Raw genomic sequence first — 18,141 nt, forward strand, 5'->3', positions numbered from 1 at the left:
CTCGCCCGCCTTTTAAGGAAGCCCCGATGACCCAGGTCACCAACACGCCTTACGAAGCCCTTGAAGTCGGCCAGAAGGCCACCTACGAGAAGTCCGTCGAAGAACGTGACATCCAGCTGTTCGCCGCCATGTCCGGTGACCACAACCCGGTGCACCTGGATGCCGAATTCGCCGCCAAAAGCATGTTCCGCGAACGCATTGCCCACGGCATGTTCAGCGGCGCGCTGATCAGCGCCGCGGTAGCCTGCACCCTGCCTGGCCCTGGCACCATCTACCTGGGCCAGAAAATGAGCTTCCAGAAGCCGGTGAAGATTGGCGACACCCTGACCGTGCGCCTGGAAGTGCTCGAGAAGCTGCCGAAGTTCAAGGTGCGCATCGCCACCAATGTGTACAACCAGAACGATGAGCTGGTGGTCGAGGGCGAGGCCGAGATCCTGGCGCCGCGCAAGCAGCAGACCGTCGAGCTGGTATCGCCGCCGAATTTTGTGGCTAGCTGACTCGGCGAAATACCCCTTGTAGGAGCGGCCTTGCCGGGGCGCCGGACCGGTCGGAAAGGGCCGCGAAGCGGCCCCGGCAATTTCTGCGGCGAAGCTAAAATCCTGGGGGCGCTTCGCACCCCTTTCGCGACACAAGGCCGCTCCCACAAAGGCCGCGCCTACAAAGCCTGCAGGCGCCGTTCTATATGCCGCCGCTCCGGCTCCTGCCGGGTCAATGCCAGCGCCTGCTGCCAGGCCTGCCGCGCCGCTTCAACATGCCCCAGCTGAAAATGCAGCTCGGCCAGCGCGGCATGGGCCAGGTGATAATCCCGTAACTCCCCGGCTGCCAGAATCGCCTGCACCTCCCGCAACCCCACCAGCGCCCCATCCCGCCGGGCCAACGCCACCGCCCGGTTGAGCGCCACAACCGGCGACGGCCAGTGCCGTTGCAACACATCGTACAGCCCGACAATTTCCGCCCAGTCCGTCGCCTCGGCCGATTCCGCCTCGGCATGCACTGCCGCAATCGCCGCCTGCACGGTGTAGGCGCCGAATGCCCGGCTGCGCAGCGCCAGCCGAACCAGTTCGCAACCTTCCTCGATCTGCTCGCGGTCCCATAGGCTGCGGTCTTGCTGGTCAAGCAGCACCAGATTGCCTTCGGCATCCGTACGGGCACGCTGGCGTGAGGCCTGCAGCAACATCAGCGCCAGCAGCCCGACAACCTCCGGCTCTGGCAGCAACTGCACCAGCAAACGCCCAAGGCGGATGGCCTCATCGGTCAAATCCTGTTGCAGCAATGCCTCGCCCGAAGACGCCGAATACCCTTCGTTGAACACCAGGTAAATCACCCGCAACACGCTTTCGAGCCGTTCGGGCAGCTCTTGCATCTCCGGCACCTGATACGGAATGCGCGCTTCACGAATCTTGGCCTTGGCGCGCACGATGCGTTGGGCAATGGTTGCAGGGGCCTGCAGAAAGGCGCGCGCAATCTGCTCGGTGGTCAGGTCGCACACTTCGCGAAGGGTCAGCGGCACTTGGGCGTCCGCCGCCAACGCCGGGTGGCAGCAGGTAAAAATCAGCCGCAATCGGTCGTCGGCCAGCAATTCCTCTTCGCTGGGGTCCTGGCCTTGCCCGTCGATCAGCATGATCAGGTCTGCCTGGGAGCGGTCAAAACGTACCCGCCTGCGCAACACGTCAATGGCCTTGAAACGGCCAGTGGATACCAGCCAGGCCCGCGGGTTGGCGGGGATGCCGTCACGCTGCCAGCGTTCCACGGCAATGAAGAAGGCATCATGCATGGCCTCCTCAGCCAGGTCGAAGTCCCCCAGCAGGCGGATCAGCGTTGCCAGGATGCGCCGCGAATCACGCCGGTACACAGCCTCCACCTCGGCGCGCACCTGCGCCAGCGCCGCCATCAGTCAGGCATCCGCTGGGTCACCACCTCCACCAGGCGGTCCAGGCTTTCTCCCCAGCCTTGGTGAAAGCCCATTTCTTCATGGGCCTGGGCATCGGCGGCGCTCCAGTGCCAGGCACGCGCGGTGTAGCGGGTTTTGCCGTGCTCGTCGTCGAAGGTCACCACGGCAGTCATGAATGCCCTTTCGGACGGCACCCAGCCGGGGCCGAACGCATCGGTGAATACCAACCGCCTGGGTGCGGCAATTTCCAGAAACACGCCTTGGGTGGGGAACTCGCTTCCGTCGGGGGCGCGCATCAGGGTGCGGAACAGCCCGCCAACCCATAACTGCATTTCGCACTCCGGGGTGGTCATGCCATGCGGCCCCCACCATTGCATCAGCCACTGGGGCTCGGTCCAGGCACGGAATACTTTGCTGGGCGGTGCGTCGATCAGGCGGCTGATGGCCAGTTCATGTTTATGATCCTTGGGTTGTTCCAGCGTCATTCTTGTTGTTCTCCGCGTGGTTCAAGGTTGCAGGTCGCGCACCGGCCGCACTTCAACACTGCCTACCCGCGCGGCCGGTATGCCCTTGGCGATATTCAGGGCCTCATTCAAGTCCCGGGCATCCACCAGGTAAAAGCCTGCCAATTGCTCTTTGGTTTCGGCGAAGGGGCCGTCGGTGAGGCTCATCTGGCCACCGCGCATGCGTACCGTGGTGGCCGTCTGCACCGGTTTGAGCGCTTCGGCGGCCAGCATGCGCCCGCTGCCGTGCAGCGATTCGGCGTAGGCCATGCACTCGGCGTCTTCAGGGCTGTCGGGCAAGCTGTGCAGCAGCCCCTCGTCACAATAGACCAGGCACAGGTATTTCATGGTCGTCTCCAGGCATTGGCAAAGTGCGTTTGGCGATAGTGGCTCAGGGTTTGAGATCGAACAGTGCTTTCTGGGTTTCCATGTCGAACGGTGCCGACCAGTGTTCGTGGATCACCTGCCATTTACCGCCCGACTTGCGGTAGCCGACGGTCGCGCGCATGAAGCCACATTGGCTTTCGTCATCGCCCGGGCCACAACGGTTGAGCCAGTGGGCCAGGCCCAGGTCGCCATCGGCATGCACGGTAAGTTGGGCAAGCTCGAACACCATCGGGCCTGTGCAGAAGCTCATGCACATTTCCCAGTGCTTCTGGTAGTTGGCCTTGCCCTTGAACTGCAGTTCCTTGATGGCATCGAAGGCGACGATGTCGTCGGCGTAGGGTGCGGTGATGCCGGGGATGTCGCGGTCGCGTACGGCCTGCATCCAGGTGTCGATGAGCTGGCGGATTTCGTTTTCGGCGGTGGTGTTCATCGGGTGATCCTCCGGGCGTTCCTGAAAGGTGTGGCACAGGTTTGGCCTGTGCCTTCAACCTTTGGTCGAACGGTAGCCGGGGAAATCGACAGGGCAGTGAATTTATTTCCGCTGCAGGGGGATCCAGATTTCCATCACCGCGTCAGGGTTCATGGGGTTGAACACTGCCGGATAACGCTCGAACAGCGCAGCATGGGCCTGCTGCTCACCCGACTGCGCCAGCCACTGAAATGCCCCATCGAACGTCCCCTTCAAACCCTGCAGGCTGCCACGGTGCTCGAACACCGCGTAGTGCCGAGGCTCCAGGCTCAGCGTGATGAAGCCATCAGGCAGGCCAAAAGTGTCGACCACCTCAACGCCTGCCAGGTAGTCGAAACCGCCCTGTTCGTCGGGGTGGTAGCACACACCGTAGCCATCCTGCCCGTGCTGCCCAGGCACTTTGCCCATGTACGGCCCGAAACGCTGCCACAACAAAGGCAGGCCACTGAGGTCGCTCATACTGAACCGTTCGGCAAAACCGGCCAGGGTCAATGCCCGGCCATCCTCTATCCGTGCGGGGGTCAAGGCCATGTCAGTTGCTCCACAGTCAATCGTTGGTGCGATAGCGTAGCCCAACCGTGCACCACGAAAATTGACCTAGAGCGGTGGGCTGGCAAGGATAAACTCGCGATACCCCGAAATCACCACATAAACCGCGAAATAGCAGAAGATCGCCGCCGACAGCAAATACGACCAGGTCAGCAGACGGTCGCCGAGCAGGCGCCCGCCATGGCTGGCAATGCTGCACAGGCCCATGCACCACACGAGCCCTGCGGCGAAGAACCCACTCAGGAACAAGCCCGCGTCCACCATGCTGCCGCCCCCGGAGCGGGAAATCAGTACCCCGCCCACCGCGGCAAACCAGAGAATGGCGGTAGGGGATGACATGGCCAGGAAAATCCCGCGCAAAAACTCGCGCCAGCCCGACTCGATGACCACCTGCCCCTGCGCCTCCATGTGCCCGCCCCGCCAGGCCGCCAGCAGCATCTTCACGGCGAACCACACCAACATGGCCGACCCGCCCACCCACAAGGTCCAACGCACGGCTTCGAATTGCAGCAACACGGTCATGCCGGCCAACGCCGCCACGGCGTAAACCAGGTCACCGACACAGGTGCCCAGGCCCAGCCAGAAGCCTTTGAGGAACCCCCGCTGCATGGCCAGCGTGATCATCGCGATGTTGGCCACGCCAATATCCAGGCACAGTGAAAGGCTCAGCAAAAATCCATTTGAGAACGGCATTGGAAGCTCGACTTCGTGTTGAGGAAAGCGCCACTGCAGCGGGGGGGGCGCGGGCTGCAGTGTAACGAAAATGACGATCCTTTCTCACTCACTTGGCCGACAGCGCACAGGCCTCAGGAAACTTCGCGGTCCGCGAGCACATTCGCATACCGCTCACGGTCCACATTCGCCCCGCTCAACACCACCGCCACCCGCTTGCCGGCCTGGCGCCCACGCTCCTGCATCAATGCCGCCAACGCCGCCGCACCTGCGCCCTCAGCGGTGTTATGCGTGGCTTCGTGATACACCCGCATGGCATCGGCGATTTCTTCATCGTTGACCCGCACGATCCGGGCGGCATGTTGCTGCACCAAGGCAAAAGCATCGGGGTGAGGAACGCGGCAGGCCATGCCGTCGGCGAAGGTGTCGGCGGTGGCGGTGGCGGTAGTGACGATGCGGCCCTGCTCGAAGCTTTGGGCATAGGCATCGGCGGCACTGGAGACCACACCGACGATCTCTGTTTGCAAGCCCAGCAGATTGCGCGCCTGGATCAGCCCACAGATGCCCGAGCCCATGCCAATTGGCACATACACGCAATCCAGGCCCTGTACCGCTTCGAACAGTTCCAGGGCATAGGTGGCCACGCCGCGCACCAGCTCCGGGTGGAACGACGGCACCATGTCATAGCCCAGTTCATCAGCCAGGCGCGCTGCCTCTTCACGGGCCACGTCGAAGTCCACGCCGTGTTCCACCAACTCGGCGCCCAGCGCTCGCATGGCGGCATTTTTCTCTTGCGAATTACCCTCGGGCACCACGATCACCAGCGGTATGCCCGCCTGGCGCGCCGCCAGGGCCATGCTCTGGCCGTGGTTGCCGCGGGTGGCCGTGACCAGCCCGCGGGGTGGTGTGCCGCTGGCCAGCAGCGAGCGCACATACACCAGGCCGCCGCGCACTTTGAATGCGCCGGTGGGGGCGTGGTTTTCGTGCTTGACCCAAACCTGGCAACCCACCCGTGCGGCCAGCAATGGCCAGGTGTGCTGCGGGGTGGCGGGAACGTGCTGGTGGACGAATGCAGCGGCTTCACGCAGGGCGGCAAGGTCGAACATGGTGGTCATCCTTCATCGGTATGAGGTTGATCCGATCCTAAGTGCCGGGCATTGTATGGGTAAAACCTTATATTGCATGGGTGGCAATTTCGTGTGGATCCCCGAACTGGCCGACGACGGCCAACCGCGTTATCTGGCGCTGGTCGATGCCATCGCCAGCGCCATCGAACGCGGCACGCTCAAGGTGGGCGAGCGCCTGCCACCCCAACGGCGTTTGGCCTGGAAGCTCGGGCTCAACCCCAGTACCACCCAGCAGGCCTACCGCGAAGCGGCTGCACGCCACTTGGTGGCAGGCGAAGTCGGGCGCGGCACTTATGTGCTGGCGGGTAGCCGCGAGGCCACGTTGTTTCGCCTGAAGCAACCTGACCGGCAACGTGAGGTCATCGACCTGTCGACCAACGTCCCCGCCGTCGACCCCTCCAGCGCCGACCTGCACGGCAGCCTGCACGCCCTGCTCGGGCACGGGCATACCGGCTTGCTCGATCATTACCTGAGCCATCAGCAGTTGCTGCTGGGGCGGCTGCAAGGCGCCCGCTGGTTGGCCAATCGCGGCCTGGCGCTGTCGGCGGAGCAACTGCTGGTGTGCGGCGGCGCCCAGCAGGCACTGACGCTACTGCTGCAGTCGTTTTGCCAAGCCGGTGAACCGGTGTTGCTCGAAGCCCTGACCGCCCCCGGCATCAAGGCCGCCTGCCGCCAACTGCGCCTGCCGGTGCATGGTGTGGCACTGGACGCCCAAGGCCTGCGCCCGGATGAACTGGACCGGGTCGCCCGTGCCAGTGGTGCACGGGTGCTGGTGACCACGCCCACCCTGCACAACCCGACCGGGTCGAGCATGGGCGACGCACGCCGCCGGGCGATTGCCGACGTGGTGCAGCGGCTGGGGTTATTGGTCATTGAAGATGATGTGTACGGCGCCCTGAGCAACCATGCGCCGCTTTACCCGCTGCTGGGCGAGCGCGGCATCCTGATCAGCAGCTTGTCCAAGACCGTGGCGGCCGGCTTGCGCCTGGGCTGGATCGTGGCCAGCCCGCACGTGCTGGAGCAGGTTGACCCCCATGCCGGCGCCAGCCACTGGCCGGTTTCGCCATTGAACCTGCAGATTGCCTGCCAGTGGATCGAAGACGGCACGGCGGCGCGGCGTTTGGCCTGGCAGCGTGCGGAGGTTGCCGAACGCTGGCGCCTGGCGCGCAAGGTACTCGGGGATGCATTGCTCGATGCCAGCGCGCCGTCACCCCATGTGTGGGTGGCTGCAGCGCAGGGCGCGGAGCGGGTGGTGGAGGCGTGCCGGGCACAGGGGGTGGAAGTGGTACCGGCGAGTGTGTTTGCGATTGGCGCGAACCAAGTGCCGGCGGTGCGTATCAGCCTGTCGGCGGCAGGGAGCCGGGCCGAGCTCAAACGCGGGCTGGATATCGTGACGCGCGCTCTGTAGGAGGTGTGTCGTGTATCCTGTGGGAGCGGCTTTAGCCGCGAAGTAGACGACGCCGTGCCTGGCACCGGCTTCGCCGGAGTTCGCGGCTAAAGCCGCTCCCACAGGTCCCTGCTAATTCAATACGTTATGTAGCGTCAGCCCTGCTCGCAACCCTCACCCATGGCGCGATACTGAATGGTGTGCACCTGGCCTTGATGGTCTTCATAGGTCATGGTCGCAGGCACCACTTCGCAAACATTGGGGATGGTCGACAGGTTGATCACCCGTTTGATGTCCAGGTTCATGGAGTAGTCGTACTGCTGGGCCACAGGCTCGGTGGAGACAGGTTTGGCCTCGTCTGCGAGGGCGAACGAAGACATACCGACCAATGCAAGAATCAGTAGTGGTTTCATGGGGGTTGGCCTTTAAATCAATCAAGCTGATCGATTGACTTCTGATGCCGTCAATGGCGCGGAGAAGTTGTCATCAACTGCGAAGATGACACGAAGTACCGATCCCGCTTCGTCGTACTGCCAGTGGGAATGGTTAAAAGTCTACTCCCCGATCGGAATAGTTGAACCCCGAAGTCGGATATTCACCCTTGCGGCAATTGCAACAATCTGCGACAGAATTGCGGCAAAATACTGCGCTAGAGCCAACCAACGGGTTTTATGAAAGATCCCTCATGCACCTGCATTTCACGCAACTGACCGGCCTTGAACGCCGCCTGCTGGACAACTTCTACCGCGAGCACGGTTCACGCATGCGTGCCGCCAGTGATGGCGCGCTATGGGTGGCGCGCCATAACGGGCTTATCGCGGGCCTGAGCCTGAGCCCGGTTGCGGGTGGCTACTGGCTGACAGGGCTGTTTGTCGCCCCTGAGCAACGGAACAGAGGTGTGGCAGCAGGCTTGCTCGATGCTGCGCTTGCACAAACCGATGGCCCCACATGGCTGTTCTGCCACCCCGACCTCACGCCCTTCTACCAGCGCCTGGGGTTTGAGCATGCGGCCCATCTGCCCGAAGCACTGGCCGCGCGCCTGGCGCGCTACCAGCGCAGCAAGCGGCTGGAAGCGCTGGTACGCGTTCAGTCGTCGCTGGCATCCAGCCCCGGGAACAGCACCTCGGTGTAGCCGAACTTGGCAAAATCCTGGATACGCGACGGGTAAAGCCGGCCGATCAGGTGGTCACACTCGTGCTGCACCACGCGGGCGTGGAAGCCGTCAGCCACACGGGCGATGGGGTTGCCCTGCGGGTCGATGCCCTCGTAGCTGATGTGCTTGTAACGCGGCACCACCCCACGCAAACCTGGCACCGACAGGCACCCTTCCCAGCCATCCTCCACTTCAGTGGACAGCGGCGTGATCACCGGGTTGAGCAGGATGGTTTGCGGCACCGGCTCGGCGTCGGGGTAGCGCTCGCTGCGTTCGAAGCCAAAAATCACCAGTTGCAGGTCAATGCCGATCTGCGGCGCAGCCAGCCCCACACCGCCCACATGGCGCATGGTTTCGAACATGTCGTCGATCAACTGCTGCAACTCGACGCTGCCGATCAGGTGGGCGGGTACCGGTGGGGCAACACGGAGCAGGCGCTCGTCGCCCATTTTGAGGATGTCACGGATCATCGCGGGTTCGGCTCGGACGGTTGTGGCTCGACCGGGTGTTCATGGCCAAGCACGGTCAAGGTTTCCTTGGGCTTGTTCCCCTCGAAATCCTTCTCGCCCGGGTTTTTGCCTTCGGCAGACATGTGTTCGATCACCGCGTTCATCTCCGCGCCCAGCAGCAAAACGGCCGCAGAAATGTAGAAGTACAGCAACAACACGATGATCGCACCGATACTGCCATACATCGCGTTGTAATCGGCAAACGTCTTCACGTAGTAGGCAAAACCGAGCGAGGCGATGATCCACACCACCACGGCCAGTACCGACCCAGGGGTGATGAAGCGAAACTTCTGTTTCACATCGGGCATCACGTAGTAGATCAGTGCCACCGCCACCATCATCAGGATGATGATCGCCGGCCAACGCAGGATGGTCCACACCGTGACCACCACTTCCTGCAGGCCCACCTGCGAGGCAATCCACTCCATCACCTGCGGGCCCAAAACCATCAATGCAGCGGCGGCCAGCAGCATGCCGGCAATGCCGACGGTGTAGATGACCGACAGCGGAATGCGCTTCCATACCGGGCGCCCTTCGGGCACATCGTAGGCGGCGTTCATGGCGCTCATCATCAGGCGCACGCCGGCCGAGGCGGTCCACAGGGCAATCACGATACCCACCGACAACAGCCCGCCTTTGGACTGCTGCAACTGGTCAATTACCGGGTTTACCTGTTCCAGCGCCTGGGGCGGCAACACCAGCTCCGACTGCAGGCGCAGCCAGGAGAAGAAATCGGGCAAATGCAGAAAACCGATCAGGGCAATCAGGAACAACAGGAACGGGAACAGCGAAAACAGCATCTGGTAGGCCAGTGCAGACGCATAGGTGGACATCTCGTCATCGAGAAATTCCTGGACGGTACGTACCAGCACGCGGTGCAGGGGCAAACCGCGCAGGTCGGGGAAAATCATAGCGTCTCCTTTCGCCGCTTGATCAAGTACAACTGGGAAGTCTAATAGACCACGGGGCCGCTGTACTGCTCCCTGCCACTTTTCAGAATTTGACTACAACGGTTGGTGTAGGAGCGGCCTTGTGTCGCGAAAGGGGTGCGAAGCGCCCCCACCAATTGCAGCTTCGCAACCAATATGGTCGGGGCCGCTCTGCGGCCCTTTCGCGACACAAGGCCGCTCCTACAGGAGGCAAACAGCATGAGTTACGGCTTTTTGACCGCATCCTTGACGTTGCCCTTGATCTGCTGGGCCTCCCCCTTCAGCTCCTGGGCCTTGCCCTCGGCGCGCAGCTTGTCGTTGTCGGTCACCTTGCCAATCCCTTGCTTGACGTTCCCAATCGCTTCATTGGCCAGGCCTTTTGCTTTGTCTTTAGTGCCGCTCATGGCAAATCTCCTGCAAATGGAGACACGAAAATCGTGTCGACAGAAGGTGGACCCACCCCCTGACGCAGGAGTTTCAACAGATTTGCCCGGCGGTGAATGAGCGGGCGAATACCGCACCGAATCAGCGCTGCCACGCTGCACCGCAAAGGGCGGCTGACCTAGAATCCCTGCCAAATTGCACCCATAAAAACAACAGCTTCCGGATACCCGCCCCATGCGACTGATGCCTCTGTTCGCGGCTCTGCTGCCGCTGCTTCCCTTGCCCGCTCTGGCCGCCGCACCGGCCAGTGAAACCCTCAAGGTCGACCGTTACAACGACGACGGCCAACCCGGCACGCTGCGCTGGGCCATCGAAACCAGCAACCAGAACCCCGGCCACTACCGCATCGACATTGCCGCCGTCGGCCAGCCGCCCTACGTCATCCGCCCTGCCCGCCCCTTGCCGGAAATCAAAGGCCCGGTGGCCATCACCGGCCTGCCATGGGCGCGCGATGGCCAGTACATTGCCATCGACGGCTCCGGGTATATCAAGGACGAAGGCAAGCGCACCTGCCCCGGCGCCCTGCCCGGCCAGTTCGGCACCAACGTGCGCACCACCACCAACCCGGGGCTGGTGCTGCGCGACACCCAGGGCGTGCACCTGAGCGGCCTGGAGGTGCGTAACTTCTGCATCGGCATCCTGGTCAACCGCGCCAGCAACAACGTCATCGAAGACAACCGCATCGTCGCCAACAAAGGCGGGGCCGGGGTGATGCTCACCGGCGACGACGGCGCCGGTAACCCCACCGCCACCACCACGGTCAACAACAAGGTGCTGCGCAACCAGCTGGTCGACAACGGCGACGGCCTGGAGCTGACCCGCGGCGCGGCCTTCAACCTGGTGACCGACAACCTGTTCCGCTCCACCGACGCCAACCCCGAGCCGTCCCAGGGCATCGAAATCCTGCTGGGCAACGACAACACCGTGGTGCGCAACCGCTTCGAGAACTACTCCGACGGCCTGCAAATCAACTGGGGCAAGCGCAACTACCTGGGTGCCAACACCTTTACCGGCAACTCCATCGGCGTGAGTGTCACGGGTGAAGGCAACATGCTCGATGGCAACCTGATCCACGGCAACCGCATTGGCGTGGCCCTGCGCCCCGAGCCGGACGTTAACGCCACGCGCCTGACCGGCAACCGCATCTGGGGCAACAGCCGCGACATCCGCCGCTGCGAGGCCGGTGGCTCGTGCGTGCCAGGCCAGCGCACAGGCGCCATCATCTTCGGCGTGCCGGCCCAGGCGCATGCGCTGTACGTGGGGTCGCGCGGGGTGGGTGCGGACCTGGCCAAGCAGGACCAGGCAATCATTTGCGATGGCAAAGGTGAACCCAAGCCCTGCCAGCCGCTGCCCAACCATAACCAGCAGGCGCCCAAGCTGATCGCGATTGAAGGCAATGTGTTGCGCGGTGAGGTTCAGGGGCCGGCGTCGAGCCTGTTGCGGGTCGAGGTGTTTGGTAACACCGAGGCTGACGGGACCGAGGCGCAGCAGTACCTGGGCGAGGTGCTGGTGAACAGCGATGCCCAAGGGCGCGCGCGGTTTGCCCAGCCGCTGGAAGGCGCCGCCGGGTTGCGCAGCTTTACGGCGACGGTGACGACGGCGGATGGCGCAACTTCGGAACTGAGCCTGCCGGTTCGGCGGTGAAACCGTCGACAGGCACAGCGCCACCCGTCACAATGCAGCCCTAACCAAGCGTCAACCCGCAGGAACCTGCATGAAACTCGACAAACCCGCCGCCATCGCGCGGCGCAACCAAGCGCTGGCCAAGCCCGTACTGACCAGCGCCAACACCCTGTTCGCCATCCTCGACCGCAAACGCAACCTGTGGTGGTTCGAAGTGCCGGTGGCCCTGCTGCGCAAAGGCCAGCCCGACTGGGTCAACCTGCTGCTGCACACCCCGGAAAGCGACGAGTTGCAGCACCTGAAGGTGCCAACCAACTTCCTCAAGGCTCACCAGGAGCAAATGGAAGTGCGCAACCCCGGCAAGCGCCGCTCCACCATCAGCCTGGCCCTGAGCGCCGACCGCGACTCGCTGCTGCGCGACACCCGCCCGGGCGGCGAGCAGCTCGACTTCAGGGCATTCGTGCAGGCCTGATCAGGCCTTTTCGATCCGGTCGTCATGGATGACGATGCGGCCCTGCTTGAACAACGCCCCAATGGCCTTCTTGAAGTTGCCCTTGCTGACGTTGAACATGCGGCTGATCACCTCCGGGTCGCTCTTGTCGCACACCGGCAGCACGCCACCGGCCTCTTCCAGGCGTGCCATGATCTGCTCATGCAGCCCTTCGGCCAACGCCTGGCCCACCGGCTGCAGGCTCAGGGAGATCTTGCCGTCGTGGCGCACTTCCTTGATGTAGCCCTTCTCTTGCATGCCCGAACGCATGAACTTGAACACTTCGTTCTTGTGGATCAGGCCCCAGTGGCGGTTGTTGATGATCGCCTTGAAGCCCATGGGCGTCTGCCCGGCTACCAGCAGTTCCACCGGCTGGCCAACCTTGTAGTCCGCCGGGGTGCGGTCCAGGTAACGGTCCAGGCGCGAGGTGGCGGTGATGCGGCGGGTGCGCTTGTCGAGGTACGCGTGCACCACGCAGTAGTCGCCGATCTTCAGCTGGCCGGTTTCTTCCGAATACGGCATCAGCAAGTCCTTGGACAGGCCCCAGTCCAGGAAAATGCCGGCACCGTTGATGTCCTTGACCTTTAGGCTGGCGAACTCGCCCACCTGCACCTTGGGCTTTTCGGTGGTGGCGATCAGTTGGTCTTCGCTGTCCAGGTAGATGAACACGTTCAACCAGTCGTCGACCTCGGTTTCGGCATCCTTCGGAATGTAACGCCCGGGCAGCAGGATTTCGCCGTCGGCACCGCCGTCCAGGTACAGGCCGAATTCCACGTGTTTCACGATTTGCAAACTGTTGTAACGCCCAAGCAGAGCCATTTCGAATGTTCCTCAAGACAAGGCGGCTATTCTACACCTGAAGCCACCGAAGGGATCAGCACATGCCTGCACGCCTTTCCAAAGCCCTGTTCATCGCCATCGGCTTAGCCCTGGCCCTGGCAGCCTGCAGCCGGATTGACCTGGCCTACCGCAACCTCGACCGCCTGGTGCCGTGGTCGCTGGGCGATTACCTGGACATGAACGGCGAGCAAAAGGCATTACTCGACGAACGGTTGAAGCAACACCTGGCCTGGCACTGCAAGACCCAGCTCCCCGGCTACCTCGACTGGCTCGACCGGGTTCGCAACATGGTTGCCGAAGACCAGGTGACCGACCAGGCGTTGCAACAGCGTACCCGTGAAGCGCGCCAGGCGATTACCCGCGTGACCGAAGAAATCACCCCATCTGCCACCGAGTTGCTACGTGGCATGAGCGATACGCAGGTCATGGAAATGCGCGAAGCCTTCCGTGAAGACATCAGCGAACGCCGCAAGAAGTATGTGGATACGCCCCTGCCGCAACAAATCACCCGCCGCGCCGAACGCATGGAAAAACGCCTTACGCCCTGGTTCGGCGAACTCAATGCCGCCCAGCGGCTGCGCGTGCTTACCTGGTCCCAGGCCCTGGGCGACCAGAACCGCGACTGGATTGCCAACCGTGCCCATTGGCAGCAGCAGTTGATGTTGGCCATGGACCAACGCAGCGATGCCAGCTTTGAACCGCGCCTGGCGCAGTTGCTGCAGCGCAAGGAAAGCCTGTGGACGCCGGAGTATCGGGTTGCCTTTCAGAACAGTGAGCGGCAGGCGCGCAGCCTGATGGTTGACCTGATGCAGCAGAGCACGCCGGCGCAGCGACAGTTTCTGGAAGACCGGCTGGCCAAGGTGCGGGCGGATTTCAGTGGGTTGAAGTGCATGATGCGATGATTGTGGTTGCCTGTGCGGGCCTCTCGCGGATAAATCCGCTCCTACAGGGATCGCGTGTAGGAGCGGATTTATCCGCGAGAGGCCCGCACAGGCAACCACAATCATCGCCCCTTGCGCCTATAGGGAAACACATCAATCACCTTCCCCTCCCGAATGCTCGCCTGCAGCCCCTTCCAGTAATCCGCGTCATACAACTCCCCATGCAACTTGCTGAACAACCGCCGCTGGCCAATATCGGCAAACAAAAACGGCGGAAACTCCTCGGGGAACACATCATGCGGCCCGATCGAATACCACGGCTCGCCCGACATCTCGTCTTCGGGGTAACGCGGTGGCGGAATGTGGCGGAAGTTAACTTCGGTCAAATAACTGATTTCGTCGTAGTCGTAGAACACCACCCGGCCATGCCGGGTAACGCCAAAGTTCTTCAACAGCATGTCACCCGGGAAGATATTCGCCGCCGCCAGCTGCTTGATGGCCATGCCGTAGTCCTCCAGCGCTTCCAGCACCTGGGCCTCGCTGGCCTGCTCCAGGTAAAGGTTGAGCGGGGTCATGCGCCGCTCGGTCCAGCAGTGGCGGATCAGCACCGTATCGCCCTCCAGCGCCACGGTGGACGGCGCCACTTCCAGCAACTCGGCCAGGCACTCCGGCTCGAACTTGCCACGCGAGAAGCGGAAGTCGGCAAACTCCTGGGTATCGGCCATGCGCCCGACCCGGTCGACGCTTTTTACCAGGCGGTATTTGTCGATGACGGTGGCACGGTCGACGGTTTTGGACGGCGAAAAGCGGTCTTTGATGATCTTGAACACCGTATTGAAGCCCGGCAGCGTAAATACGCTCATCACCATGCCGCGCACCCCGGGGGCCATGATGAAGCGGTCGTCGCTGATGGCCAGGTGGCTGATCAGGGCACGGTAAAACTCCGACTTGCCGTGCTTGTAGAAGCCGATCGAGGTGTACAACTCGGCAATGTGCTTGCCCGGCAGAATACGCTTCAGGAAATTGACAAACTCCCCCGGCACCGGCACATCCACCATGAAATACGAGCGGGTGAAGGAAAAGATGATCGACACTTCTGCCTCATCGGTAATCACGCCATCGGCCTCCACACCATGGCCCTCGCGGTGCAGCAGCGGGATCACCAACGGCCATTGTTCGTCGGTATTGTGCAGGCGCCCGACCAGGTAGGCGCCCTTGTTGCGGTAGAGCACCGGCAAGAACAGTTCCAGCGCCAGCGCCGGGTCTTTGCAAACCCAGTCCGGCAGGCTGTTGCGCAACTGGTCTTCGAGGCGGGCGATGTCGCCTTCAAGGTCGCCATAAGTGAATGCGTGGTAGGCAAAGACTGCCCTGAGCAGGCCACTGAGGCCACCGTCCGGCGTGTAGGTGCGGGTTTGTGTGGCGCGTGCATGGCTGCGGATCGAAGGGCGGGTGGTGTGGATGAACATGCAGCCGTCGCTGATCTGGTCGTGGCTGAACAGGCTGCAGAACAGCGAGTTGTACCAGGTTTCCGACAATTCATCGTCCAGGCGCGGGTCGATCAGGCGGATGTAGGCACTTTTTACCAGGGGCCATTGCTCTACATCCAGCAGCACATCATCGTCGAAGGCGTCGCGCATGTAGCCATTTACCTCGCCGACCTTTTTTTCATAAAGGTTGATGCGGGCAGCGGCGGCGCGCTGGATGTCCTGCCAGCGCGCCTGCACGAAGCGCTCGCGAGCGCCGAGGGTGATGCGCTGGAAGTGTTCACGGTAGCTGTCGAAGCCATCGAGGATCATCAGGGCGATTTCGCCGGCGGGCCAGTGCTGGGTCATGGCGAGGCGCCTCGGTGCGGGGTGAGATAGACAGCTTAGTGCATGGTTGGAGTTATTTGGTGGGGCGAAGATCGCGCGCCGCCCGCGCGGCGCTCGCGGATAAATCCGCTCCTACAGGGTTCAGCGGCGCATGTGTAGGAGCGGATTCATCCGCGATGCGGCGCATCGCGGCGCTCAATCTGACAAACAACCCGATTACGCACTGGCGTACACTGCCGCCCTGCCCTGTACCCGGAGACCCCCGTGAGCCCCATCGCCCTAGCCCGCCTGCTGACCCTCGCCGCCGTCTGGGGGGCGAGCTTCCTGTTCATGCGTATCATCGCCCCCGAACTGGGCACCGTGCCCACCGCCTTCTTCCGCGTTTCCATCGCCTGCCTGGGCCTGATTGCCATCCTTGCCGCCGCCCGCGTGCGCTGGGACTTTCAGGGCAAGCTTGGCGCCTGCCTGGTGCTGGGCATGATCAACTCGGGCATCCCGGCCACCTTCTATTCCGTGGCCGCACAGGTACTGCCCGCGGGCTACTCGGCCATTTTCAACGCCACCACACCGCTGATGGGTGTGCTGATCGGCGCACTGTTCTTCCGCGAAGCCATGACATTGCCCAAGCTGTGCGGCATCTTCCTCGGCCTGTTTGGCGTGGGCATCCTCAGCGGCGCCGGCCCGGTGGCGCTGGACATGGCCCTGGTACAAGGCGCCCTGGCGTGCCTGGCCGCCACCACCTGCTATGGCTTTGCGGGTTTTCTGGCCCGGCGCTGGATCAGCGGCCTGGACAGCCGCCTTTCAGCGTTGGGCAGCATGCTCGGCGCCACGCTGATGATGACGCCGCTGTTCGCCTGGAGCGCGCTGACCCAGCCACCGGCCAGCTGGGGTGGTTGGCAGGTGTGGCTGTCGCTGCTGGGGCTGGGGCTGGTGTGCACGGCGTTTGCCTACATCCTGTACTTCCGCCTGCTGGCGGAAATCGGGCCTGTGAAAGCCAGTACGGTAACCTTCCTGATTCCGGTGTTCGGGGTGTTGTGGGGGGCGTGGTTGCTGGATGAATCACTGTCGATGGGGCACTTGTATGGCGGCGTGTTGATTGGCCTGGCGCTGTGGCTGGTCCTCAAACCCGCACGCCAGGCTTGACCGCCTTTTGTGGGAGCGGCCTTGCCGGGACGCCGGACCGGTCGGAAAGGGCTGCGCAGCGGCCCCGGCAATATCGGCTGCGAAGCTGCAATCGATGGGGGCGCTTCGCACCCCTTTCGCGACACAAGGCCGCTCCCACAGGAATCGCGTCAGCTTTTAGGTTTTATACAAGACAGTTGCTCCCACAAGAGCAGTGCTGTTTCGCCTGTGAAACCTCGGTTTTAGCCGTTACCCAAAATGCCCAACAGCCTCGCACAGGCACACACCCGTGCGCGGTTGCTGGGCATTTTTGTGCCACATAAAAAACCATGTTTTATATATGAAACAACAGAAAAATCTTATTGAACAACTAACCAATTAATAAATAACGACTTTTTAAATAAATATCAGAACTGTCACAACTGGCATTGTTCATGCACTAAACGGCGTATCACCTATAAAACAGACCAGAGACCCCTCCCATGGCTGTGAAAGAGATGTACGCAATCGCCCCGCAGTGGCAAGTGCCGCACTCCAAGGATGACCCGGCGCCCACGGAAATCGAATTCCGCAATGTCGGCAAGGCGTTCCCCGCCAAGGGCCAGAGCGATGCCCCGTTTGCCATCCGTAACGTGAACTTCCGCATCCGTCGTGGCGAGGTGGTTTCGATCATCGGCCCGTCCGGCTGTGGCAAAAGCACCATCCTCAACATGGGTTCGGGCCTGTACAAGCCCACCGAAGGCGAAGTGCTGGTCAGTGGCGAAAAGGTCAACGGCCCGGTGAACAAAGTCGCCTTCATGCTGCAAAAAGACCTGCTGATGCCCTGGCGCAGCATCCGCCGCAACGTCGAGCTGGGCCTGGAAATCCAGGGCATGCCGGCCGCCGAGCGCAAGGCGATTGCCGAGGATCTGCTCAACCGCTGCCACCTGCAAGGCTTTGCCGACCACTACCCGTTCCAGCTGTCCGGTGGCATGCGCCAGCGCGCCGCCCTGGCCCGCACCCTGGCCATTCAGCCGGAAGTGCTGTTCCTCGACGAGCCGTTTTCGGCCCTCGACGCGCAAACCAAGATGATCCTGCAGCAAGACCTGGCGCGCATGCTGTTCGAAGAAAAAAAGACCGCACTGTTCATCACCCACGACCTGGTCGAGGCCATCGCCCTGTCCGACCGCCTGCTGGTGATGAGCGCCCGCCCCGGCACCATCATCGAAGAAATCGAAATTGACCTGCCGCACCGCGACAACCCGCTGGAGCGCCGCAAGCTGCCGGAAATCGGCCCGCTGGCCGGCCGCCTGATGGAACTGCTCAAGGTCGGCGAAGACCACGACCTGCACTGACCGACGCCCCACACATCGAT

At 62.5% G+C, this 18,141-nt stretch carries 21 protein-coding genes; 8 read left to right on the forward strand and 13 right to left on the reverse strand.

Features of this window, described 5'->3' with window-relative positions; translation table 11 throughout:
• The first annotated feature begins 26 nt into the window (after positions 1–26).
• A complete protein-coding gene (locus PVV54_RS19280) occupies positions 27–497 on the forward strand; it encodes a MaoC family dehydratase (protein WP_274906775.1) in 471 nt (156 codons plus the stop codon).
• Positions 498–655: 158 nt separating this feature from the next.
• On the opposite strand, the gene PVV54_RS19285 is transcribed toward PVV54_RS19280, so the two are convergent.
• The 7 genes from PVV54_RS19285 to PVV54_RS19315 form a co-directional block, all read right to left on the reverse strand.
• Complete coding sequence (locus PVV54_RS19285; protein ID WP_274906776.1) at positions 656–1,891, reverse strand: RNA polymerase sigma factor; 1,236 nt, start codon at positions 1,889–1,891, stop codon at positions 656–658.
• On the reverse strand, positions 1,891–2,376 hold the full coding sequence (locus PVV54_RS19290; protein ID WP_274906777.1) for an SRPBCC family protein: 486 nt from the start codon (positions 2,374–2,376) through the stop codon (positions 1,891–1,893). The genes PVV54_RS19285 and PVV54_RS19290 overlap by 1 nt, the downstream gene beginning before the upstream one ends.
• Positions 2,377–2,397: 21 nt before the next feature.
• Positions 2,398–2,742, reverse strand: a complete 345-nt coding sequence (locus PVV54_RS19295) for a YciI family protein (RefSeq protein WP_274906778.1) — start codon at positions 2,740–2,742, stop codon at positions 2,398–2,400.
• Positions 2,743–2,785: 43 nt separating this feature from the next.
• On the reverse strand, positions 2,786–3,211 hold the full coding sequence (locus PVV54_RS19300; protein WP_274906779.1) for a YybH family protein: 426 nt from the start codon (positions 3,209–3,211) through the stop codon (positions 2,786–2,788).
• A gap of 102 nt (positions 3,212–3,313) precedes the next feature.
• Positions 3,314–3,781 carry a GyrI-like domain-containing protein gene (locus PVV54_RS19305; RefSeq protein WP_274906780.1) on the reverse strand — a complete coding sequence of 156 codons (468 nt, stop codon included), beginning with the start codon at positions 3,779–3,781 and terminating at the stop codon, positions 3,314–3,316.
• A gap of 66 nt (positions 3,782–3,847) precedes the next feature.
• On the reverse strand, positions 3,848–4,492 hold the full coding sequence (locus PVV54_RS19310; protein ID WP_274906781.1) for a LysE family translocator: 645 nt from the start codon (positions 4,490–4,492) through the stop codon (positions 3,848–3,850).
• A 113-nt stretch (positions 4,493–4,605) separates the two neighbouring features.
• Entirely contained in the window at positions 4,606–5,577 is a 972-nt protein-coding gene (locus tag PVV54_RS19315; RefSeq protein ID WP_274906782.1) for a threonine dehydratase, read from the reverse strand.
• 91 nt (positions 5,578–5,668) lie between these two features.
• Here PVV54_RS19315 and PVV54_RS19320 point away from each other — a divergent pair, with 91 nt between their 5' ends.
• The gene (locus PVV54_RS19320) at positions 5,669–7,006 is read left to right on the forward strand and encodes an aminotransferase-like domain-containing protein (protein ID WP_274910463.1); all 1,338 of its coding nucleotides are present in this window, start codon (positions 5,669–5,671) and stop codon (positions 7,004–7,006) included.
• Positions 7,007–7,140: 134 nt separating this feature from the next.
• Here the strand turns inward: PVV54_RS19320 and PVV54_RS19325 are convergent, their stop codons facing one another.
• Positions 7,141–7,398, reverse strand: coding sequence for a DUF2790 domain-containing protein (locus PVV54_RS19325; protein WP_274906783.1), 258 nt, complete (start codon positions 7,396–7,398; stop codon positions 7,141–7,143).
• 272 nt (positions 7,399–7,670) lie between these two features.
• Between PVV54_RS19325 and PVV54_RS19330 the strand changes: the two genes are divergently transcribed.
• On the forward strand, positions 7,671–8,117 hold the full coding sequence (locus tag PVV54_RS19330; protein WP_342456602.1) for a GNAT family N-acetyltransferase: 447 nt from the start codon (positions 7,671–7,673) through the stop codon (positions 8,115–8,117).
• Here PVV54_RS19330 and def read toward each other — a convergent pair.
• The 3 genes from def to PVV54_RS19345 form a co-directional block, all read right to left on the reverse strand.
• Positions 8,072–8,608 carry a peptide deformylase gene (def, locus tag PVV54_RS19335; protein WP_274906784.1) on the reverse strand — a complete coding sequence of 179 codons (537 nt, stop codon included), beginning with the start codon at positions 8,606–8,608 and terminating at the stop codon, positions 8,072–8,074. The genes PVV54_RS19330 and def overlap by 46 nt on opposite strands.
• Entirely contained in the window at positions 8,605–9,558 is a 954-nt protein-coding gene (locus tag PVV54_RS19340) for a YihY/virulence factor BrkB family protein (RefSeq protein ID WP_274906785.1), read from the reverse strand. The genes def and PVV54_RS19340 overlap by 4 nt, the downstream gene beginning before the upstream one ends.
• 242 nt (positions 9,559–9,800) lie before the next feature.
• Positions 9,801–9,980, reverse strand: a complete 180-nt coding sequence (locus tag PVV54_RS19345; protein WP_274906786.1) for a CsbD family protein — start codon at positions 9,978–9,980, stop codon at positions 9,801–9,803.
• A gap of 214 nt (positions 9,981–10,194) precedes the next feature.
• On the opposite strand from PVV54_RS19345, the gene PVV54_RS19350 reads away from it, so the two are divergent.
• Complete coding sequence (locus tag PVV54_RS19350; protein WP_274906787.1) at positions 10,195–11,664, forward strand: right-handed parallel beta-helix repeat-containing protein; 1,470 nt, start codon at positions 10,195–10,197, stop codon at positions 11,662–11,664.
• Between the two features lie 70 nt (positions 11,665–11,734).
• Entirely contained in the window at positions 11,735–12,115 is a 381-nt protein-coding gene (locus tag PVV54_RS19355) for a hypothetical protein (RefSeq protein WP_274906788.1), read from the forward strand.
• Here the strand turns inward: PVV54_RS19355 and PVV54_RS19360 are convergent, their stop codons facing one another.
• Positions 12,116–12,952: a CvfB family protein gene (locus tag PVV54_RS19360; protein ID WP_274906789.1), complete on the reverse strand. Its 837-nt coding sequence runs from the start codon at positions 12,950–12,952 to the stop codon at positions 12,116–12,118.
• Positions 12,953–13,014: 62 nt separating this feature from the next.
• Here PVV54_RS19360 and PVV54_RS19365 point away from each other — a divergent pair, with 62 nt between their 5' ends.
• Positions 13,015–13,875, forward strand: coding sequence for a DUF6279 family lipoprotein (locus PVV54_RS19365; protein WP_274906790.1), 861 nt, complete (start codon positions 13,015–13,017; stop codon positions 13,873–13,875).
• 101 nt (positions 13,876–13,976) lie between these two features.
• Here PVV54_RS19365 and aceK read toward each other — a convergent pair whose 3' ends face one another.
• Complete coding sequence (aceK, locus tag PVV54_RS19370) at positions 13,977–15,686, reverse strand: bifunctional isocitrate dehydrogenase kinase/phosphatase (RefSeq protein ID WP_274906791.1); 1,710 nt, start codon at positions 15,684–15,686, stop codon at positions 13,977–13,979.
• A 243-nt stretch (positions 15,687–15,929) separates the two neighbouring features.
• Between aceK and PVV54_RS19375 the strand changes: the two genes are divergently transcribed.
• Together PVV54_RS19375 and PVV54_RS19380 are read left to right on the forward strand one after the other, a co-directional pair.
• Positions 15,930–16,808: a DMT family transporter gene (locus PVV54_RS19375; protein ID WP_274906792.1), complete on the forward strand. Its 879-nt coding sequence runs from the start codon at positions 15,930–15,932 to the stop codon at positions 16,806–16,808.
• A gap of 476 nt (positions 16,809–17,284) precedes the next feature.
• Positions 17,285–18,121: an ABC transporter ATP-binding protein gene (locus PVV54_RS19380; protein WP_274910465.1), complete on the forward strand. Its 837-nt coding sequence runs from the start codon at positions 17,285–17,287 to the stop codon at positions 18,119–18,121.
• The last annotated feature ends 20 nt before the right edge of the window (positions 18,122–18,141 follow it).

The sequence above is a fragment of the Pseudomonas sp. PSKL.D1 genome, assembly GCF_028898945.1.
In the GTDB taxonomy this organism is placed as follows: domain Bacteria; phylum Pseudomonadota; class Gammaproteobacteria; order Pseudomonadales; family Pseudomonadaceae; genus Aquipseudomonas.

Coding starts and splice junctions, on each gene's coding strand:
- PVV54_RS19280 (WP_274906775.1), top strand. CDS start 27: ATGACCCAGGTCACCAACACGCCTTACGAAGCCCTTGAAGTCGGCCAG.
- PVV54_RS19285 (WP_274906776.1), bottom strand. CDS start 1,891: ATGGCGGCGCTGGCGCAGGTGCGCGCCGAGGTGGAGGCTGTGTACCGG.
- PVV54_RS19290 (WP_274906777.1), bottom strand. CDS start 2,376: ATGACGCTGGAACAACCCAAGGATCATAAACATGAACTGGCCATCAGC.
- PVV54_RS19295 (WP_274906778.1), bottom strand. CDS start 2,742: ATGAAATACCTGTGCCTGGTCTATTGTGACGAGGGGCTGCTGCACAGC.
- PVV54_RS19300 (WP_274906779.1), bottom strand. CDS start 3,211: ATGAACACCACCGCCGAAAACGAAATCCGCCAGCTCATCGACACCTGG.
- PVV54_RS19305 (WP_274906780.1), bottom strand. CDS start 3,781: ATGGCCTTGACCCCCGCACGGATAGAGGATGGCCGGGCATTGACCCTG.
- PVV54_RS19310 (WP_274906781.1), bottom strand. CDS start 4,492: ATGCCGTTCTCAAATGGATTTTTGCTGAGCCTTTCACTGTGCCTGGAT.
- PVV54_RS19315 (WP_274906782.1), bottom strand. CDS start 5,577: ATGTTCGACCTTGCCGCCCTGCGTGAAGCCGCTGCATTCGTCCACCAG.
- PVV54_RS19325 (WP_274906783.1), bottom strand. CDS start 7,398: ATGAAACCACTACTGATTCTTGCATTGGTCGGTATGTCTTCGTTCGCC.
- PVV54_RS19330 (WP_342456602.1), top strand. CDS start 7,671: ATGCACCTGCATTTCACGCAACTGACCGGCCTTGAACGCCGCCTGCTG.
- def (WP_274906784.1), bottom strand. CDS start 8,608: ATGATCCGTGACATCCTCAAAATGGGCGACGAGCGCCTGCTCCGTGTT.
- PVV54_RS19340 (WP_274906785.1), bottom strand. CDS start 9,558: ATGATTTTCCCCGACCTGCGCGGTTTGCCCCTGCACCGCGTGCTGGTA.
- PVV54_RS19345 (WP_274906786.1), bottom strand. CDS start 9,980: ATGAGCGGCACTAAAGACAAAGCAAAAGGCCTGGCCAATGAAGCGATT.
- PVV54_RS19350 (WP_274906787.1), top strand. CDS start 10,195: ATGCGACTGATGCCTCTGTTCGCGGCTCTGCTGCCGCTGCTTCCCTTG.
- PVV54_RS19355 (WP_274906788.1), top strand. CDS start 11,735: ATGAAACTCGACAAACCCGCCGCCATCGCGCGGCGCAACCAAGCGCTG.
- PVV54_RS19360 (WP_274906789.1), bottom strand. CDS start 12,952: ATGGCTCTGCTTGGGCGTTACAACAGTTTGCAAATCGTGAAACACGTG.
- PVV54_RS19365 (WP_274906790.1), top strand. CDS start 13,015: ATGCCTGCACGCCTTTCCAAAGCCCTGTTCATCGCCATCGGCTTAGCC.
- aceK (WP_274906791.1), bottom strand. CDS start 15,686: ATGACCCAGCACTGGCCCGCCGGCGAAATCGCCCTGATGATCCTCGAT.
- PVV54_RS19380 (WP_274910465.1), top strand. CDS start 17,285: ATGTACGCAATCGCCCCGCAGTGGCAAGTGCCGCACTCCAAGGATGAC.